Source organism: Hydrogenophaga sp. A37 (genome assembly GCF_002001205.1).
Lineage (GTDB): Bacteria > Pseudomonadota > Gammaproteobacteria > Burkholderiales > Burkholderiaceae_C > Hydrogenophaga.
Genome location: NZ_MUNZ01000150.1, coordinates 26,886 through 45,980 on the forward strand (window position 1 = coordinate 26,886; position 19,095 = coordinate 45,980).

General features: G+C 64.8%; 20 protein-coding genes. 16 read left to right on the forward strand and 4 right to left on the reverse strand.

What is annotated here, in order from left to right; all coding sequences use genetic code 11:
- The first annotated feature begins 147 nt into the window (after positions 1–147).
- Positions 148–513, forward strand: coding sequence for a helix-turn-helix transcriptional regulator (locus B0E41_RS20950; RefSeq protein WP_077334081.1), 366 nt, complete (start codon positions 148–150; stop codon positions 511–513).
- Here B0E41_RS20950 and B0E41_RS20955 read toward each other — a convergent pair.
- Complete coding sequence (locus B0E41_RS20955; RefSeq protein ID WP_077334083.1) at positions 485–1,255, reverse strand: DctP family TRAP transporter solute-binding subunit; 771 nt, start codon at positions 1,253–1,255, stop codon at positions 485–487. The genes B0E41_RS20950 and B0E41_RS20955 overlap by 29 nt on opposite strands.
- A 599-nt stretch (positions 1,256–1,854) precedes the next feature.
- The gene (gene nifA, locus B0E41_RS20960; protein ID WP_253195059.1) at positions 1,855–3,543 is read right to left on the reverse strand and encodes a nif-specific transcriptional activator NifA; all 1,689 of its coding nucleotides are present in this window, start codon (positions 3,541–3,543) and stop codon (positions 1,855–1,857) included.
- Between the two features lie 331 nt (positions 3,544–3,874).
- On the opposite strand from nifA, the gene B0E41_RS20965 reads away from it, so the two are divergent.
- From B0E41_RS20965 to fdx, 6 genes are all read left to right on the forward strand, one after another.
- Complete coding sequence (locus B0E41_RS20965; RefSeq protein WP_077334085.1) at positions 3,875–5,119, forward strand: IscS subfamily cysteine desulfurase; 1,245 nt, start codon at positions 3,875–3,877, stop codon at positions 5,117–5,119.
- A 45-nt stretch (positions 5,120–5,164) separates the two neighbouring features.
- Entirely contained in the window at positions 5,165–5,602 is a 438-nt protein-coding gene (gene iscU, locus B0E41_RS20970) for a Fe-S cluster assembly scaffold IscU (protein WP_077334087.1), read from the forward strand.
- Between the two features lie 30 nt (positions 5,603–5,632).
- Complete coding sequence (gene erpA, locus B0E41_RS20975) at positions 5,633–6,010, forward strand: iron-sulfur cluster insertion protein ErpA (RefSeq protein WP_077334089.1); 378 nt, start codon at positions 5,633–5,635, stop codon at positions 6,008–6,010.
- Between the two features lie 93 nt (positions 6,011–6,103).
- Positions 6,104–6,427 carry an iron-sulfur cluster assembly protein IscA gene (gene iscA, locus B0E41_RS20980; RefSeq protein ID WP_077334091.1) on the forward strand — a complete coding sequence of 108 codons (324 nt, stop codon included), beginning with the start codon at positions 6,104–6,106 and terminating at the stop codon, positions 6,425–6,427.
- Positions 6,428–6,480: 53 nt separating this feature from the next.
- The gene (gene hscA / locus B0E41_RS20985; protein ID WP_077334093.1) at positions 6,481–8,358 is read left to right on the forward strand and encodes a Fe-S protein assembly chaperone HscA; all 1,878 of its coding nucleotides are present in this window, start codon (positions 6,481–6,483) and stop codon (positions 8,356–8,358) included.
- 7 nt (positions 8,359–8,365) lie between these two features.
- Positions 8,366–8,701, forward strand: coding sequence for an ISC system 2Fe-2S type ferredoxin (gene fdx / locus B0E41_RS20990; protein ID WP_077334097.1), 336 nt, complete (start codon positions 8,366–8,368; stop codon positions 8,699–8,701).
- 22 nt (positions 8,702–8,723) lie between these two features.
- Here the strand turns inward: fdx and B0E41_RS27225 are convergent, their stop codons facing one another.
- Entirely contained in the window at positions 8,724–8,897 is a 174-nt protein-coding gene (locus B0E41_RS27225) for a hypothetical protein (RefSeq protein ID WP_171984839.1), read from the reverse strand.
- 593 nt (positions 8,898–9,490) lie between these two features.
- On the opposite strand from B0E41_RS27225, the gene nifV reads away from it, so the two are divergent.
- The 9 genes from nifV to B0E41_RS21035 all read left to right on the forward strand — a co-directional run bounded on the left by nifV (position 9,491) and on the right by B0E41_RS21035 (position 16,554).
- Complete coding sequence (nifV, locus tag B0E41_RS20995; protein ID WP_077334099.1) at positions 9,491–10,648, forward strand: homocitrate synthase; 1,158 nt, start codon at positions 9,491–9,493, stop codon at positions 10,646–10,648.
- Positions 10,645–11,439 (forward strand): serine O-acetyltransferase, encoded by a 795-nt coding sequence (cysE, locus tag B0E41_RS21000; RefSeq protein WP_077334101.1) that lies wholly within the window; start codon positions 10,645–10,647, stop codon positions 11,437–11,439. Before nifV ends, cysE begins: the two co-directional genes overlap by 4 nt.
- A gap of 6 nt (positions 11,440–11,445) precedes the next feature.
- A complete protein-coding gene (gene nifW / locus B0E41_RS21005) occupies positions 11,446–11,784 on the forward strand; it encodes a nitrogenase stabilizing/protective protein NifW (RefSeq protein ID WP_077334103.1) in 339 nt (112 codons plus the stop codon).
- Positions 11,785–11,804: 20 nt separating this feature from the next.
- Complete coding sequence (locus tag B0E41_RS21010; protein WP_077334105.1) at positions 11,805–12,653, forward strand: electron transfer flavoprotein subunit beta/FixA family protein; 849 nt, start codon at positions 11,805–11,807, stop codon at positions 12,651–12,653.
- 115 nt (positions 12,654–12,768) lie between these two features.
- Positions 12,769–13,869 (forward strand): electron transfer flavoprotein subunit alpha/FixB family protein, encoded by a 1,101-nt coding sequence (locus B0E41_RS21015; protein WP_077334107.1) that lies wholly within the window; start codon positions 12,769–12,771, stop codon positions 13,867–13,869.
- Between the two features lie 24 nt (positions 13,870–13,893).
- The gene (locus B0E41_RS21020; RefSeq protein ID WP_077334109.1) at positions 13,894–15,204 is read left to right on the forward strand and encodes an FAD-dependent monooxygenase; all 1,311 of its coding nucleotides are present in this window, start codon (positions 13,894–13,896) and stop codon (positions 15,202–15,204) included.
- Complete coding sequence (locus B0E41_RS21025) at positions 15,201–15,506, forward strand: ferredoxin family protein (RefSeq protein ID WP_077334111.1); 306 nt, start codon at positions 15,201–15,203, stop codon at positions 15,504–15,506. Before B0E41_RS21020 ends, B0E41_RS21025 begins: the two co-directional genes overlap by 4 nt.
- Positions 15,507–15,644: 138 nt before the next feature.
- Positions 15,645–15,968: a (2Fe-2S) ferredoxin domain-containing protein gene (locus B0E41_RS21030; protein WP_077334113.1), complete on the forward strand. Its 324-nt coding sequence runs from the start codon at positions 15,645–15,647 to the stop codon at positions 15,966–15,968.
- Positions 15,969–16,098: 130 nt separating this feature from the next.
- Complete coding sequence (locus B0E41_RS21035) at positions 16,099–16,554, forward strand: DUF192 domain-containing protein (protein WP_077334115.1); 456 nt, start codon at positions 16,099–16,101, stop codon at positions 16,552–16,554.
- A gap of 100 nt (positions 16,555–16,654) precedes the next feature.
- Here B0E41_RS21035 and B0E41_RS21040 read toward each other — a convergent pair whose 3' ends face one another.
- Positions 16,655–18,895, reverse strand: a complete 2,241-nt coding sequence (locus B0E41_RS21040) for an NADP-dependent isocitrate dehydrogenase (protein ID WP_077334117.1) — start codon at positions 18,893–18,895, stop codon at positions 16,655–16,657.
- Positions 18,896–19,095: the final 200 nt, after the last annotated feature.

Here is a 19,095-nt window from a genome sequence, read left to right on the forward strand (position 1 = left end):
GGTTTTTCGGTTGTCGGATATGGGACAGGGGCGACGCACAACGCGGTGGGCGCGTCGGGGTTGCGACAAAGGGCACAGCGGCGCCGAATGCGCCACCCTCCCCCTGTAACTGCTCCACCAGGACGACCCAGCTACCTGGGCGAGGCTATGTACGACTTGCTGGGGTCCATGCTGTTCGCCAACGGCACGCCGGCGCGCAGCATCGATGCGGACGTGGGCAGTGCCCGTTTGCTTGAACGCGCGGTGGCCTACATCGATACGAACCACACCGACAGCGAGTTGACCATCCAGCGCATGGCCGTCGATCTCAAGGCGTCGAGCCGCCAGCTGCAAAGGGCCTTCACCTCACTGGACATCACGCCCACCGAGTACCTCTTGCAAAAGCGCCTGGCCAGCGCCTGCGAAGCCCTGAAGCAGCAGCGCATGCGCCGATGCGGGGCCGGACTGCCTTCCGATGTGAGCCGCACCGATTCAAGCCCGAGGGCTATTTTCTTGCCGACCGAATCTTGCTGAGTTCATTGGTCATGCTGATCCAGAGGCTCAGACCGGCCTGTTGAGCGATCGGCGCAATCACGCGCTCCAGCCGACGTTCGATCAGCACCCGTTCACCGATCTCAAGATCGGAAACCTTGACGCCAGCGTCCTTGATGACTTTCAGCGCCTCGTCGGTTGCCCGCTGCGACTCCGCCCGCTGAAACTGCCGGGCATCCACCAGTGCATCGCGAACGATGGTCCGGTCCGCCTCGCTCAGCGTGTCCCACCACTTCTTCGACGCCATCACGCCGTAGATGCCGTACAGGTGCTTGGTGATGGTCAGGTATTTCTGCACCTCATGCAGTTTTGCCGAAACGATGGTGGGCAAAGGATTTTCCTGCCCATCAAAAGCGCCTGATTCCAGCGCCGGTCGAAGCTGTGGAAACGGCAGAGGCTTGGCGTCGGCCCCCAGTCGCTTGAACGTGCTGATGGCCAGCTCGGTGGGCATCGTGCGCAGTTTCATCCCCTGAAGATCGGCCAGGTGGGAAACGGGGCGGAGGTTGTTGGTCAGGTTCCGGAAACCAAGCTCCCAAAATGAAAGCCCCACCAAGCCACCCACCGAGACGCCTCCCAGCAGTTCCTGGCCGACCTTGCTATCCAGCAAGGCATGCGCCTCTTCCCGACTCGCAAACAGGAATGGCGTATCGAGAATCGCCAGCGGTTTGTGAACAGGAACAATCCAATCGGTTTGAGCACCAGGCGGCCCGCCGACTCCCGGGATATGCGTTCGGCGGCCTTGGTCAACGCGCGGCCGACGTGCGAGTCATCCGACAGCGCATGGGCAACACGAATCTCCACGGCCCCCGCGGCCTGCACCGCGGTGGCAAGGGCCACAAGGCAGAAAGCGCGCGACCAATGGCGCTGCTTGAACACCACCCCAAAAAAGGCACCAAAAGTATTTATTTTTAGACTCAATTACATCTCCTGATAATTACATTTATTTATTCATTTGATTAAAATCCCAAACCAATGGGATTGCCGAGGATATTGGAACCTCATGCCATTTGGAATATCGGGTGAACCCTATAGGTTTGCCATTTCACAGGCAAACATGGGCACTTCTGGAAATTGCAGGGATTTCCATCAAACAGCTTGAACCCAGGGCTTCGACAGCATGGGTGCGCCCCCAAAACGAGCCGGGGGACGGGCGTGGGGGCGATGGGTGCAAGGTGGCCTGAAAAGCGGCCAGAAGCGCATGGGGCTGCGACGAAAACCGGCGTCGAATGCGGCTTCTGCCGCACAACCGTTCAGTCGTTCAATGACGGGGCGCGTGCCTTGCGGCCATGGCACGTCCCGAAGTGCCCCGCTGGGATTCGCTGGTCAAAACTTCCGCACCTCAATGCCGTGCTTCTGCAGCGCATAGCCCATCTGCCGGGGGGTGATCTTGAGCAGGCGCGCCGCCTTGGCCTGCACCCAGCCGCTGCGCTCCATGGCCCAGACCAGGCGCTCGGCTTCGCCTTCGGGCTTGCCATCGACGACGGCGATCGGCGTGGCGGCGGCCGGCTCAGGCGACACCTCGATGGGTGTTGACACGGCGGCCTCGGCCCCGGCTGGCGCCATGGGCCGCTCCTGGATCGGGATCTCCGTCAGCCGGCTCGGCCGCACCGCGTCTTCGCGCTCGATGTGGTGCAGCACCTGCGTCAGGCAGCGGTTGCCCTGGCAGGGAAAGGCCAGGTCGGTGATCACGTCGCTGTGCGCCATGGTGGCGGTGCGCTCCACGCAGTTCTCGAGCTCGCGCACGTTACCCGGCCAGTAGCAGCTGCTCAGCACCCGCATGGCCGTGGGGCTGAACTGGGTGGACCGTGCGTTCTCGCGGTTGAAGCGCTCCAGAAAATGTTTGGCCATGGCCGGAATGTCTTCGCGGCGCTCGCGCAGCGGTGGCAGCTGGATGCTGACCACGTTGATGCGGTAGTACAGGTCGGCGCGGAACTCGCCCGCCTTCACCATGCGCTCCAGATCGCGGTTGGTGGCGAGGATCAGGCGCACGTCCACCTTCACCGGCGTGCCGCCACCGACCCGCTCGAACTCGCGCTCTTGCAACACGCGCAGCAGCTTGGCCTGGAACGAGGCCGAGATGTCGCCGATCTCGTCGAGGAACAGCGTGCCGCCGTGTGCCATTTCGAAACGGCCCTTGCGTTGCCCTTGCGCGCCGGTGAATGCACCCTTCTCGTGACCGAACAGCTCGCTCTCCAGCAGCGACTCGGTGAGCGCAGCGCAGTTGACGCTCACGAAGGCTTCGCGCTTGCGCAGCGACAGGCTGTGGATGGCGCGCGCGATCACCTCTTTGCCGGTGCCGCTCTCGCCGCGCAACAGCACGGTCGTGCGCGCCGGGGCCACCTGGTGCACCTGGTCGAACACCTCCAGCATCGGCGCTGAGGTGCCCACCACGTGCTCGATCTTGTGGCCCGGTTTGCCGCTGTGGTTGAGCGCCTTGGACATGCGGCGCACCTCGTCCTGGATGTTGTCGTGGGCCGCGCTGACACTGCGGTGCAGCAGCAGCGCCTGGCCCATCAGGGTGGCGACCATCTTGAGCAGCTGCAGCTCGTCGCCGAAGTGGCTGCGGGTCTCGGGGTTCAGGTAGTCCACCGCCAGCACACCCACCGTGCGCCGGTCGGCGCGGATCGGCACCGCCAGCATGCTCACGCAGGCGCCGGGGCTCTGGTCGGCGCCGCCGGTGCGGTTCAGGAACAGCGGCTCGGCGCGCAGGTCGGGCACCGAGTACGGCACGCCGGTGGCGTACACCCGGCCGACGATGCCTTCGCCGGGCAGGAATTTCAGGCGCTGGCTCTCATCCTGGCTCAGGCCCACGGCGCACAGGCCTTGCAACTCGGCGGAGCCCGGTTGGGACACCACGACAAACGCCCGGCGCCAGTCCAGGGCCTGCAACAAATAGTTCAGGGCTTCGCGAAAGGTTTTGTGGACATCGAGCGAGGTCGCGAGCGTCTTGCTGATCTCGTAGACCACATTCAACTCACGCCGCGCTGCGGTCACTTGTGCGTTCATCACCATGGTGCGCTCCGGGTAGGTGCAAGGCAGGACCTGTGAAAGGCAACGTCGGGTCTCGCGCGGTCGGTGAGCACCAACGCTGGGATTTCTGACGCTAAAAACCACCTTCTGAACCTGGCCCACGCAAGAACCGAACCAGCGGCGCCGCTGCGAGCGCCGCCGGTCGCCTGCCACCCGGCTTTCCGACAAACCGGACAGGTCTGTCAAACCGACCGGCGGTGCACGCCAACAAAACCAACAAAGCGGGCCCAAAAACGTCGCGAACGGGCATCAAAAGGCATGGCACCGAAATTGCGGAAAGCGTTGCGGCCCCCTACTTTTTCTGGAGTCCTCCATGTCGCTCAGCAGCCGTGATCCCGCCCCTACCCGCTCTGCCGCCAGCGTCTACCTCGACTACGCCGCCACCACCCCGGTGGACCGCCGCGTGGCGAACAAGATGATTCCTTATTTGACGGAGCTTTTCGGCAACCCCGCGAGCCGCTCGCACGCCTTTGGCTGGGCCGCCGACGAGGCCGTGGAGCTGGCGCGCGAACAGGTCTGCTCGCTGATCAACGCCGACCCGCGCGAAATCGTCTGGACCTCGGGCGCCACCGAATCGAACAACCTCGCCATCAAGGGCGCGGCGCATTTCAACCGCGCCAAGGGCAAGCACCTGATCACGCTCGCTACCGAACACAAGGCGGTGCTCGACAGCATGCGCGAGCTGGAGCGCGAAGGCTACGAGGTCACGGTGCTGCCGGTGCTCCCCAGTGGCCTGCTCGACTTCGCGGTCTTCGAGGCCGCCATTCGGCCCGACACCGTGCTGGCCTCGGTGATGATGGTCAACAACGAGACCGGTGTCATTCAAGACATCGCCGCGCTCGGCGCCCTGTGCCGCGAGAAGGGCGTGGTCTTCCACGTGGACGCCGCCCAGGCCGCTGGCAAGGTGGTGATCGATCTGGACGTGCTGCCGGTGGACCTGCTCTCACTGTCGGCCCACAAGCTCTACGGCCCCAAGGGCATCGGTGCCTTGTACGTGCGCCGCAAGCCGCGCGTGCGCATCGACGCGCAGATGCACGGCGGTGGGCACGAGCGCGGCATGCGCTCGGGCACGCTGGCCACGCACCAGATCGTGGGCATGGGCGAGGCCTTCTGGCTGGCGCGCGAAAGCATGGCCGCCGACAACGCCCGCATCAAGACCCTGCGCGACCGCCTCTGGGCCAGCTTCCAGAAGCTGGACTGTGTGGCGCTCAACGGCGACGAGACCCAGCGTGCCGTGCAGTACCTCAACTGCAGCTTCAACTACGTCGAAGGCGAGTCGCTGCTGATGGGCATCAAGGGCGTGGCGGTGTCCAGCGGCTCGGCCTGCACCTCGGCCAGCCTGGAGCCCAGCTACGTGCTGCGCGCCATGGGCCGCAGCGACGAACTCGCGCACAGCTCGGTGCGGTTTTCCATCGGCCGCTTCACCACCGTTGAAGAGATCGATTTCACGATTGCCCAGGTCACCGAGGTGGTGAACCGCCTGCGCGCCATGAGCCCTTTGTGGGACATGGTTCAAGCCGGCATCGACCTCAGCACGATCCAGTGGTCTGAACACTGATCTGGTCCCCATTTCATTTGTCACACACCCTCCCGGAGAAGCACCATGGCCTACAGCGAACAAGTCGTCGATCACTATGAAAACCCGCGCAACGTGGGCGCCTTCGACGCCAACGACGCGAGCGTTGGCACCGGCATGGTCGGCGCGCCGGCCTGTGGCGACGTGATGCGCCTGCAGATCCGCGTCAACGCCCAGGGCGTGATCGAAGACGCCAAGTTCAAGACCTACGGTTGCGGCTCGGCGATCGCGTCGAGCTCGCTGGTGACCGAGTGGGTGCGTGGCCGCACGCTGGACGAAGCGCTGGCGATCAAGAACTCGCAGATCGCCGAAGAACTGGCCCTGCCGCCCGTGAAGATCCACTGCTCCATCCTGGCCGAAGACGCCATCAAGGCGGCCGTGGCCGACTTCCGCTCGCGCCAGGCCACGGGCGAAGCCACCACCCTGGTCTCGGAGCAGCCCGCCTGCGCCTCCAGCACGCGTTAAACCCCTGTCACACCCACCGGAGTCACCACCATGCAAGTCGCTGCCGCTGCCTCAACCCCCGCCGACCCCATCGCCATGCCGCCCATGCTGGAGTTCACGCCAGCGGCCGCGGCCAAGGTGGCCGAACTGATCGTCGAAGAGGGCAACCCCAACCTCAAGCTGCGCCTGTACGTGACCGGCGGCGGCTGCTCGGGCTTCTCGTACGGCTTCGCCTTTGACGACCAGGTCAACGAAGACGACACCCTGACCGAGACCGCCGGCGTGGCCCTGGTGGTCGATGCCATGAGCCAGCAGTACGTGCTCGGCGCGCGGGTCGATTTTGAAGACGGCCTGGAGGGCTCGCGCTTCGTGATCCACAACCCGAACGCGGCGACCACCTGCGGATGCGGTTCCTCGTTCTCCGTGTGAGATGGAACAGCCCTTTGCGCCTCTTGCTCCCTCGCCCCTCTGGGGAGAGGGCTGGGGTGAGGGGCCAGCCAGCCAAAGAAGAAAGGAAACCCCATGCAAGTTTCACTGACCCCCGCCGCCGCGCGGCACGTTGAAAAATCGCTGGCCAAGCGCGGCAGCGGCATCGGTCTGCGCCTCGCCGTCAAGACCAGCGGCTGCTCGGGCTTCGCCTACGCGCTGGAGTTCGTCGACACACTGAACGCCGACGATCAGTGCTTCGAGACCCAGGGCACCAAGCTCATCGTCGACGCCAAGAGCCTCGCCATGCTGGACGGCACAGAGCTCGACTTCGTGCGCGAAGGCCTGAACGAAGGCTTCAAGTTCAACAACCCCAACGCTAAAAATAGCTGCGGCTGCGGCGAATCCTTTGCCGTGTGAAGGCGCTTCACTGTCTCGCCGTTCCGGCCGATCCGACCTGAGCAACAAACACCATGGCCCTGCTTCAAATCGCTGAACCTGGACAAAGCGCTGCGCCTCACCAGCACCGCCTGGCCGCAGGCATCGACCTGGGCACGACCAACTCACTGATCGCCAGCGTGAAGAGCGCGGTGGCCGAGTGCCTTCCCGACGAACACGGTGCCATGCTGCTGCCGTCGGTGGTGCGTTACCTGGAAGACGGTGCCACGGTGGTCGGGCGTGATGCCCAGGCGCAGCAGGCCATCGACCCGCACAACACCATCGTCTCGGTCAAACGTTTCATGGGCCGCTCGCTGGCCGATCTGAAAGACGCGGCCGCCCTGCCCTACCAGTTCAAGGACGGGCCGGGCATGGTGGGACTGCACACCGTGGCGGGCGAGCGCTCGCCGGTGCAGGTGTCGGCCGAGATCCTGAACACGCTGCGCCAGCGCGCCGAAGCCTCGCTGGGTGGCCCGCTCTCCGGCGTGGTGATCACCGTGCCGGCCTACTTTGACGACGCGCAGCGCCAGGCCACCAAGGACGCGGCGCGCATCGCCGGCCTGCACGTGCTGCGCCTGCTCAACGAGCCCACCGCCGCGGCGATTGCCTACGGCCTGGACCAGCAGGCCGAAGGCACCTTTGCGGTCTACGACCTCGGCGGCGGCACCTTCGACATCTCCATCCTCAAGCTCACCCAGGGCGTGTTCGAGGTGTTGTCCACCGGCGGCGATTCGGCCCTGGGTGGCGACGACTTTGACAGCGCCATTGCGGCCTGGTTCTGCGCCGAGCACGGTTTGAACGGCGTGGCCGCGTTGCCGCCGTCGCAACAGCGTGCCCTGCTGACGGCGGCACGCGCGGCCAAAGAAAAACTCTCCAGCCACGACAGCGCCGAACTCTGCCTCATGCTGGCCGACGGCCAGTCGCTCGCGGCCATCCTCTCGCGTACCCAGTTCGCCACGCTCGGCGCACCGCTGATCGCGCGCACGCTCAGCGCCACCAAACGCGCGCTGCGCGACGCACAACTCTCCACCGCCCTGATCACCGGCGTGGTGCTGGTGGGCGGCTCGACCCGCATGCCGATCACGCGCGACGCGGTGCGCGACTACTTCGGTCTCGAACCGCTGGCCGACCTCGACCCCGACCAGGTGGTCGCCATCGGCGCCGCCCTGCAGGCCAACGTGCTCGCCGGCAACGGCAGCGGCGACCAGTGGCTGCTGCTTGATGTCTGCCCACTCTCTCTCGGCATTGAGACCATGGGTGGCCTGGTGGAGAAAGTGATTCCGCGCAACTCCACCCTGCCCACGGTGCGCGCGCAGGACTTCACCACCTTCAAGGACGGCCAGACCGCGATGTCGCTGCACGTGGTGCAAGGCGAACGCGAGTCGGTCGCCGACTGCCGATCGCTGGCGCGCTTCGAGCTGCGCGGCCTGCCCCCCGCCGTGGCCGGCGCGCTGCACATCCGCGTGAGTTTCCAGATCGACGCCGACGGCTTGCTCTCGGTCAGCGCGCGCGAGCAGAGCAGCGGCATTGAGGCGCACATCGAGGTGAAGCCGAGCTACGGCTTGGGTGATGAACAGATCGCATCCATGTTGCAGGACGCGATTGCGGCCTCTCAATCCGACATGCGGCTGCGCGCGTTGCGCGAGGCGCAGATCGACGCGCGGCGGCTGCTGGACGCGACCGAAAGCGCGCTCGCAGAAGACGGCGCTCTGCTCAACCCAAGCGAACTCGACGCCATTCACAAAGCGCTGTACGCGGTGGCCGACAGCCTGGAGACCGAGGCCCCGGTGGAAGCGCTGCGCCAAAGCACCAACGCGCTCTCCGCCGCCACCGACGCTTTTGCGGCGCGGCGCATGAACGCCTCGATCCAGAAAGCATTGGCAGGCCGCGCCATGGACAGTTTGATTCCCTAGGAACCCCATGCCCAAAGTCCGCCTGCTGCCCCACCCCGACCTCTGCCCCGAGGGGCGCGAGATCGAACTGCCCAAGGGCGAGTCCTTGTGCGAGGGTTTCCTGAACCACGGCATCGCCATCGAACACGCCTGCGAGATGGTGGCCGCCTGCGCCACCTGCCACGTCTACGTGCGCGAAGGCGGCGCTTCCTTGTCAAAGCCGAAAGACGACGAGGAAGACCAACTGGACCACGCCTGGGGGCTGGACGCGCAGTCGCGCCTGGCCTGCTGCGTCAAGCTGCGCGAGGCCGATCTGGTGATCGAGTTTCCGCGCCACACGCGCAACCATGCGCGCGAGCATTGATCTTGCCTTCTTGCTTTTTGCTTTATGGGTAGGCCGCAGATTTCGTTCGTGGCGCCTCGCGGCCAAGGCGTGTGCGCTCAGGCCGCAGCGCTTGAGTGAAGCGGCCGGCGCGGTGCGCCGACTCCCCTGCGATGCTCGCGGCCGTGGCCCCGTCGCCAAACTCGCGCCGTTCGCTGCGCTCTCTCTGCTCAGACATGGCGACGAATCAGTTGACGAAGCGCGCTGCGCGCGCGGCCACGACCCCTGCGCTTCTCGGCGCCTCACAAGGCGCGCTGCGGCCTGAGCGCACACGCCTTGGCAGGAAAGCTGTTGGCGTGCAACCCTTGGAACACCCACACGTTGGTTGCTGCGGCAGGCGCTGTGCGGTGGGGGCGATTTTCCGAGGTGGCTGTGTCCGCCCGTCTGGGGCCGGGCGCGCAAGTGCGCGCTTCGTTGACTGACTCGCGGCCACTGTCTGAGCAGAGAGAGCGCAGCGAACGGCGCGAGTTTGGCCGCGCCGGACCCAGACGGGCGCACACAGCGAAGTCGGCGAAGCCGACCACCCCGGAAGCCCCCACCGCACAGCGCCTGCCGCAGCACGCGAGGGGTAACGAACGAGAGGCTCCGCATTGAGAAGCACCGCGGCTGTCCGAAACAACACATTTCCGACAGAGGCAAAGCAAGGGCAGAACACACCCAGCAGACCAGACCCGACAAACCGGCCCCACACGCCGCGAGAAAGCGGGTTTTGAAGCGTCCAAACAGGTGGCACGGTGCTTGCGATCAAGCCCACCAAAGGATGCTGCTCACATGCCACGCAATCTCATCATCAACGACACCACGCTGCGCGACGGCGAACAAACCGCCGGGGTGGCGTTCACAGTGTCCGAGAAATGCGCCATCGCCACGGCCCTCTCGGCCGCGGGTGTGGCCGAGATGGAGATCGGCATCCCCGCCATGGGTGAAGAGGAAATCGCCTGCATCAACGCCATCGCCGCACTCAAGCTGCCCGCCAAGCTCATGGTCTGGGGCCGCCTGACAGAGACCGACCTGGCCAGCGCGCTGCGCTGCGACGCGCAGATCGTGCACCTCTCGATGCCGGTGTCTGACATCCACCTGCAGTACAAACTGCGCCAGTCGCGCGAATGGGTGCTGGAGCAGGTCACGCGCCTGATCAGCAAAGCCGCACAGAGCGGGCGCCAGATCTCGTTCGGCGCCGAAGACGCTTCGCGCGCCGACAGCGACTTTTTGATCGAGGTCGCGCGCCGCGCCCAGGCCTGCGGCGCCAGCCGCATCCGCTTTGCCGACACCCTGGGTGTGCTCGACCCGTTTGCCACCTTTGATGCCATCGCCCGCCTGCGCGACGCGGTGGAGATCGACATTGAAATGCACGCCCACGACGACCTGGGCCTGGCCACCGCCAACACCCTGGCCGCCGCGCGCGCTGGTGCGAGCCACGCCAACACCACCGTCAACGGCCTGGGCGAACGCGCCGGCAACGCCGCGCTGGAAGAGGTGGTGATGGCCGCTCGCCACCTGCAGCAGACACACACCGGCGTCGACACCCACGCTCTGCTCGGTATTTCGCAACTCGTGGCCCGCGCCTCGGGGCGCTCGGTGGCCTTCAACAAGAGCATCGTCGGCGAAGCCGTGTTCACCCACGAGTCGGGCATCCACATCGACGGGTTGCAGAAGCACCCCTCGACCTACGAAGGTTTCGACCCAGGCGAGCTCGGCCGCGAGCGCCGCACCGTGCTCGGCAAACACTCGGGCTCGCAGGCGGTTCGCCTAGCCTTCGGCGCCATGGGCCTGACCATCGAAGACGATGCGCTGACCGAACGCGTGCTGGCCCGCATCCGCGAACACGCCATGCGCGTGAAGCAGGAAGCCACACCCGAAGAGCTGCGCGGCTTTCTGATGGACGCGCACAACCTGGCCCACGTGGCCCCGGCCTGGGGACGGGCATGAACGCACAGGGCAGCAGCGACACCACGGCCACCGGCGCAGCAGTGCCCGCAGGCTGGTGGACCCTGCTGCGTGAAGACGCGCGCTGCGTGCTGAAGCGCGACCCGGCCGCGCGCAGCCTGATCGAGGTCTGGACCATCTACCCCGGCCTGCAGGCGATCGCCCTGCACCGCCTGGCCCACGCGCTGTGGACCCGCGGCTGGCGCTACCTGCCACGCTGGCTGTCGTTTGTGTCGCGCCTGCTGACGCAGATCGACATCCACCCCGGTGCCCGCATCGGCGCCCGCTTCTTCATCGACCACGGCACCGGTGTCGTCATCGGTGAAACGGCCGAGATCGGCAACGACGTCACGCTCTACCACGGCGTCACGCTGGGCGGCACGAGCTGGCGCGCCGGCAAGCGCCACCCGACGCTGGGCCACCAGGTGGTGGTGGGCGCCGGCGCCAAGATCCTCGGTCCGATCAAGGTCGGCGACGGCGCCCGCGTGGCGGCCAATTCGGTGGTGATCGAGGCCGTGCCGGCCGGTGCCACCGTGGTCGGCATCCCGGGCCGCGTGGTCGCGCCGGCGCGCCGCACCACGCACGGCTTCGACCTCGAACACCACCTCATCCCCGACCCGGTGGGCAAGGCGATTGCCTGCCTGCTCGACCGCGTGGCCCAGCTGGAACGCAGCCTGGCCCACAGCCAAGGGCTCGCCAGCGCCGACAGCGCCTGCGGTCTTTGTGACGATCAATGTGCCGAACCGGGGTTCGCGACCGCGAAATCCCATCTACAACCCGCCACCGTGGAGTAACGCCCAATGGAAAACTTCGTTCAACAGCTCAAGGCCCTGTCATCGGCCGAGGACTTTCTGCAGTACTTCGGCGTGCCGTTCGAGCAGTCGGTGGTCAACGTGAGCCGGCTGCACATCCTCAAGCGCTTCTTCCAGTACATCCGCCAGCAGACCCTGCCTTCGGCCGACGACGAGCTCGCGCTCTACACCGTCTACCGCGAACAGCTGGTCAAGGCCTACGCCGATTTCGTGACCTCCACGCCGGCACAGGAAAAGGTGTTCAAGGTGTTCCAGGACGTCGGCGGCAAACAGCACGTCACGCTGGACAGCCTGAAAACATCGCTGCCGCAACGCGCTGTCGCCTGAACCCCGCAACGGAGAAAACCATGCACATCGTCGTCTGCATCAAACAAGTGCCGGACTCGGCACAGATCCGGGTCCACCCGGTCACCAACACCATCATGCGCCAGGGCGTGCCGGCCATCGTCAACCCCTACGACCTGTTCTCGCTCGAAGAAGCCCTGCGCCTGAAGGACAAGTTCGGCGGCAAGGTGACCGTGATGTGCATGGGCCCGCCACAGGCCGAAGAAGCGCTGCGCAAATGCATCAGCTTCGGTGCCGACGACGCGGTGCTCGTGACCGACCGCGCCTTCGCCGGCGCCGACACGCTGGCCACCTCCTATGCGCTGGCCGCCGGCATCCGGCAGATCGCCAAAGAGCAGGCGGTGGACATCGTCTTCACCGGCAAGCAGACCATCGACGGCGACACCGCCCAGGTGGGCCCGGGCATTGCCAAACGCATGGGTCTGCAGCTGCTGACCTATGTGTCGCGCATCGTCGAGACCGATCTGGACGGCCGCACGATCACGGTGGAGCGCCGCGCCGAAGGCGGTGTGCAGGTGCTGAAGACCGCCCTGCCCTGCCTGATCACGATGCTGGAGAACACCAACGAGATGCGCTTCGCCAACCTGCCCGCCATGATCCACGCCGCCGCCTACCCGGTGCGCAAATGGAGCAAGGAGGACGCCGCCATCGAAGACCTCGGCAAGATTGGTCTGAAGGGTTCGCCAACCGTGGTGAGCAAGGTTTTTGGACCTTCTCCGCGCACCGAGAAGGTGGAGATGCTGGACCTGGAAACCTCCAACCTGCGCGACATCTCGCTCAACCTGCTGCAGAAGGTTTTCACCCGCCACCCAACACTCGAAGCCGATTTGTTGATGAAGGAAATGTCATGAACAAGACCACCCCCGTCGCTGCGCTCCGCCCCTCAAGGGGCAACACCAGAAGCCCGGCAAAGCCGGTTCTGCGGTGTTTCCCGGTTGGCTTCCCTTCGTTCGCTGGAGATCTGAAATGACCGAACCTGCTGCACCCGCCAAGCGCCCCGCCGGCCGCGGCCGCAACCTCGAACTGTCGGAAGAGCTCAAGGCCTACAAGGGCGTCTGGGTGTTCGTCGAACACGACCGCGGCCATGTGCACAGCGTGTCGTGGGAGCTGCTGGGCGAAGCGCGCAAGCTCGCCGACACGCTGGGCAGCCCGGTCGGCGCGGTGCTGCTGGGCGGCGCCGACGAGCACCTGGACAAGTTCGCGGCCGAGGCCATCAGCTTCGGCGCCGACACCTGCTATCTGATGACCGACCCGGTGCTCAAGGGTTACCGCAACGAGCCCTTCACCAAGGGCCTCACCGACCTGGTGAACAAGTACAAGCCCGAGATCCTGCTGCTGGGCGCCACCTCACAAGGCCGCGACCTCGCGGGATCGGTGGCCACCACGCTGCTCACCGGCCTGACGGCCGACTGCACCGAGCTCAACATCGACCCGGTCTCCAAAGCCCTGGCCGCCACACGCCCCACCTTCGGCGGCTCGCTCTACTGCACCATCATGACCCTGGCCTACCGGCCGCAGATGGCCACGGTGCGTCCGCGCGTGATGCTGATGCCCAAGGCCGACAGCAGCCGCAGCGGCACTCTGGTCCACGACATGCTGGGCATGGTGGAGACACAGATCGTCACCAAGCTGCTGGACTTCATCGCCGACGCCCACAGCAACAAGATCAACCTGCCCTACGCGGACGTGATCGTGAGCGGCGGCAAGGGCCTGAAGAACCCCGACAACTTCAAGCTGGTGTTCGAGCTGGCACGGGTGCTGGGCGGCGAGGTGGGTTCCACCCGGCCCTGCGTGCAGGCGGGCTGGGTCGAGGCCGAGCGCCAGGTGGGCCAGACCGGCAAGACGGTGCGGCCCAAGCTCTACATCGCCGCCGGCATCTCGGGCGCGGTGCAGCACCGCGTGGGCATGGAGGGATCGGATGTGATCGTCGCCATCAACACCGACCCGAACGCGCCCATCTTCGAATTCGCGCACTACGGCATCGTCGGCAACGCGATGCTGGTGCTGCCGGCTTTGACGAAGGCGTTCGCCGAACACCTGTCCAAGCGCAGCGCACAAGTTGCCTGATCCCATACACCTTCGGGGAACGCCATGAAAAAACCCTCTCAATTCGACGCCATCGTGGTGGGCGCGGGGCCCTCGGGCAATGCCTGCGCCTACACCTTGGCCAAGGCCGGCCTCAAGGTCCTGCAGATCGAACGCGGCGAATACCCGGGTTCGAAGAACGTGCAGGGCGCCATCCTCTACAGCGACGCGCTGGAGAAGATCATTCCCGACTTCCGCGACGACGCGCCGCTGGAGCGCCACATCATCGAACAGCGCGTCTGGGTGCTCGACGACAACAGCTTCGTCGGCACGCACTACCGCAGCGATGAATACAACAAGCCGCCCTACAACCGCTACACCATCATCCGCGCGCAGTTCGACAAGTGGTTCAGCTCCAAGGTGCGCGAAGCCGGCGCGCTGCTGATCTGCGAGACCACGGTCAACCACCTCATCATGGACGGCGAGCAGGTGGTGGGCGTGCAGTGCGACCGCGAGGCCGGCGACGTGTACGCCGACGTGGTGATCCTGGCCGACGGCGTGAACAGCACGCTGGCGCGCAAGGCCGGTTTCCACGGCGAGATCAAGGACAGCAACGTCGCGCTCGCGGTGAAAGAGATCCTCTTCATGCCCGAAGACACGATCCGCCAGCGCTTCAACATCGGTGAAGAAGAAGGCGTGGTGATCGAGATGGTCGGCAAGATCACCGACGGCATGATGGGCACGGGCTTCCTCTACACCAACAAGGAATCGCTCACCATTGGCATCGGCTGCATGCTGGGCGATTTCAAGGGCAGCGTGAACAAGACCAGCCCCTACGCCCTGTTGGAAAAGCTCAAACAGCACCCGTCCATCGCCCCGCTAATCCAGGGCGGTGAGATGAAGGAATACGCCGCCCACCTGATCCCCGAAGGCGGCTTCTACGCCATCCCCAAGGTCTATGGCAACGGCTGGATGATCGTGGGCGACTCGGGCGGCTTCGTCAATGCGGTGCACCGCGAGGGCTCCAACCTGGCCATGACCACCGGGCGCCTGGCGGCCGAGACCGTGATCGCCGCCAAGGCCGCCGGCAAACCCATGAGCGAAGCGGTGCTCAAGACCTACAAGAACGAGCTCGACAAGAGCTTCGTCATGAAAGACCTGCACAAGTACCGCGACATGCCCGAGGTGTTCCACAAGAACAACCAGTTCTTCACCACCTACCCCGAGCTCGTGTCCAAGGCCGCGCACAAGATGTTCACGGTCGATGGCGTGGACAAGAAGACCAAGGAACGCGAGATCCTTTCCAGCTTCCGCACCTCGCGATCACTCACCGGCCTGGTGGGTGACGCCGTCAAACTCTGGAGGGCTTTCCGATGAGCGCCGCTGCCGTACATGTGAATGTCGAAGAGAAACTGTTTCAGAACCGCTACCGCGTGGATGCGGGCCGGCCGCACATCCAGATCAAGGATGCCAGCATCTGCGCCAACGACTGTGCGCAGAAGTCATGCACCTATGTGTGCCCGGCCTCCTGCTACAAGACCGAAGGCAACGGCAGCGTGACCCTGATCACCGACGGCTGCCTGGAGTGCGGCAGCTGCCGGATCATCTGCTCGGAGTTCACCAACGTGAACTGGGAGTACCCGCGCGGCGGGCACGGCATCTTGTTTAAATTCGGTTGAACAGGTTCGACCCCGTTGCTTGCTCGCTGCGCGTAGCCGCATCCCCCTTCCAGGGGCAATGCCTGCGGCCCGGCGAAGCCGGTTCCGCGGCATTTCTAGTTGAGACATCGGCACTTCGATCACACCAAAGGAACTCCCATGCCCCGTCCTGCCCGCCACGTCTTCGTCTGCACCCAGAACCGTCCGCCGCAGCACCCGCGCGGCTCGTGCGCGAGCAAGGGCGGCACCGCCGTGCTGCAGGCTTTCTGGGCCGAACAGCAGAAGCGCCAGGCCTACGACCAGCTGTCGGTGACCTACTCGGGTTGCCTGGGCCCTTGCGATCAGGGCGCGAATGTGCTGATCTACCCGGAGGCGGTGATGTACCGCAACGTGACCGAAGCCGACGTGGCCGAGATCTTCAACAGCCACCTCGACGGCGGTGTGCCGGTCGAGCGGCTGCTGGCGCCGCAGACGGTCTGGTGAACCTGCTGACGGGGGGCCTGTTCGGTGGTGCGGTGTCGCCGGCCATCGAACGGCTGGTCGCCCAGCGCGCTGAAGGCCGCGTGCATGAATGAAGCACAATGCCTCATTCAGTGACCACTGCCCACCCCACATGAACCGACTGCTCGCCCTCTTCGCCGCCCTGCTCGTGACCGTGTCGGCACCCGCGTGGTCCCGCGACGAACCGCAAACCAACCTGCCGCGCGTGACATTGACCGCTGGCATGCACCTGATCCATGCCCAGGTGGCGGCCACGCCGACACAACGCGCGATCGGGCTGATGTTCCGCCAGGACATGCCCGCCAACGAGGGCATGGTCTTTGTGTTCGATGAGCCCGCCGGTCAGTGCTTCTGGATGAAGAACACTTTGCTGCCGCTCACCGCCGCCTTCGTTGCCGACGATGGCACCATTGTCAACCTGGCCGACATGAAGCCGCAAACCGAGGACTCGCACTGTTCCGCCAAACCGGTGCGTTACGTGCTGGAGATGAACCAGGGCTGGTTTGCCAAACGGGGTTTGAAAGCAGGAACGAAGCTCAGCGGGTCGCTGTTCGAGCCACGCCGCTGACAGCACCACCTGCACAACAAAACAGCCCGGATCGCTGACGCGAATCCGGGCTGTTTTGTTGGGGGGCTGCGCCGTCCATTGGGCGGTGCAGCCTGGCCGATCAGGCCTTGGCTGCCGCCTCCAGGACCGCGTTGAGCGTCTGGCTGGGGCGCATCACCTGCGAAAGCTTGTCGAAATCTGGCTTGTAGTAGCCACCGATGTCCACCGGCTGGCCCTGAACGGCCGCGAGTTCGGCCACGATGGTCTTCTCGTTGTCGGCGAGTTGCTGGGCCAGTGGCGCAAACTTCGAGGCCAGCGCGGTGTCCTCGGTCTGCGCTGCCAGCTCCTGCGCCCAGTACAGGGCCAGATAGAACTGGCTGCCGCGATTGTCGAGCTGGCCGGTTTTGGGCGACGGGTTCTTGTTGTTGTCCAGCAGCTTGCCGGTGGCGCTGTCCAGCGTCTTGGCCAGGATCTTGGCCTGGTTGTTGCCGGTCTTGAGACCGAGGTCTTCGAGCGACACCGCGAGCGCGAGGAATTCACCCAGCGAGTCCCAGCGCAGGTGGTTTTCCTCCACCAGCTGCTGCACGTGCTTGGGCGCCGAGCCACCCGCACCCGTTTCGTACATGCCCCCACCTGCCATCAGCGGCACGATGGACAGCATCTTGGCCGAAGTGCCCAGCTCCATGATGGGGAACAGGTCGGTCAGGTAGTCGCGCAGGATGTTGCCGGTGGCGCTGATGGTGTCCAGCCCGCGGACCACGCGCTCCAGCGTGTAACGCATGGCACGCACCTGGCTCATGATCTGGATTTCCAGACCGGCGGTGTTGTGCTCGTGCAGGTACATCTTGACCTTGGTGATCAGTTGGGCCTCGTGCGGACGGTAGGCGTCGAGCCAGAACACGACCGGCATGCCCGAGTTGCGCGCGCGGTTCACGGCCAGCTTGACCCAGTCGCGAATGGCGGCGTCCTTGACCTGGCACATGCGCCAGATGTCGCCCTTCTCCACGTTCTGGCTCAGCAACACTTCGCCGGTGGCGAGGTCGGTGATGTTGGCCACGCCGTCTTCGGTGATCTCGAAGGTCTTGTCGTGCGAGCCGTATTCCTCGGCCTGCTGGGCCATCAGGCCGACGTTGGGCACCGTGCCCATGGTCTTGGGGTCGAAGGCGCCGTGCCACTTGCAGAAGTTGATGATCTCCTGGTAGATGCGGGCAAAGGTCGACTCGGGCATCACGGCCTTCACGTCCTTCAGGCGGCCGTCGGCGCCCCACATCTTGCCGCCGTTGCGGATCATGGCAGGCATCGAGGCATCGACGATGATGTCGTTGGGCGAGTGGAAGTTGGTGATGCCCTTGGCAGAGTCCACCATCGCCAGCTCAGGGCGGTGCTCGTGGCAGGCGTGCAGGTCGCGCTTGATCTCGTCCTGCTTGCTTTGCGGCAGCGTGGAAATCTTGTCGTACAGGTTGGCCATGCCGTTGTTGACGTTCACGCCCAATTCTTCGAACAGCTTGGCGTGCTTCTCGAACGCATCTTTGTAGAAGATCTTGACGCAGTGGCCGAACACGATGGGGTGCGAGACCTTCATCATGGTGGCCTTCACGTGCAGCGAGAACATCACGCCCGTCTTGTAGGCGTCGTCGATCTCTTTCTCGTAGAACTCCATGAGCGCCTTCTTGCTCATGAACATGCTGTCGATGACTTCGCGGTCAAGCAGCGACACCTTGGGCTTGAGCATGATGGTCTTGCCGCTGGCGGTGATGAGTTCCATCTTCACGTCGCGGGCCTTGTCCAGCGTGATGGACTTTTCGCCGTGATAGAAGTCGCCGTGGTGCATGTGCGAAACGTGCGAACGCGAAGCTTGGCTCCAATCGGCCATGCTGTGCGGGTTCTTGCGCGCAAACTCCTTCACGGCGCGCGGCGCGCGGCGGTCGGAGTTGCCCTCCCGAAGCACCGGGTTCACGGCGCTGCCGATGCAACGGGCGTAGCGGGCGCGAATGGCCTTCTCTTCTTCCGTCTTGGCCACTTCGGGGTAGTCGGGCACGGCATAGCCCTTCTCTTGCAGCTCCTTGATCGCAGCGATCAGCTGCCCCTGAGAGGCGCTGATGTTGGGCAGCTTGATGATGTTGGCACTGGACTGCAGCGTCAGCTTGCCGAGTTCCGCCAGGTAGTCAGGCACCCGCTGCTCTTCGGTCAGGAAGTCCGGAAACGTGCCGAGAATGCGCGCAGCAACCGAGATGTCGCTGGTCTCCACATTCACACCTGCCGGCGCGGTGAACGCGCGAATGATCGGCAGAAAAGCGCTGGTGGCCAACAGCGGCGCTTCGTCGGTCAGCGTGTAAATGATGGTGGATGGTTGGGTGCTCATGAGATGGCTCCTGATGTCGTTGTTGGAGTTCCGCTGATCCGTACGAGGATCGGCCGAACCGGGAGATGGTGTGAGATTTTGCTTTCAGTCCTCTGACCTCAAACCCAAAATTCGAATCGTTATCCCATATAGCGAAAATTGCTGGCAAATAGTTGAACTTTTTTTCGCAGCGCAAAGCAAAAAGGGCCCGAAGGCATGGC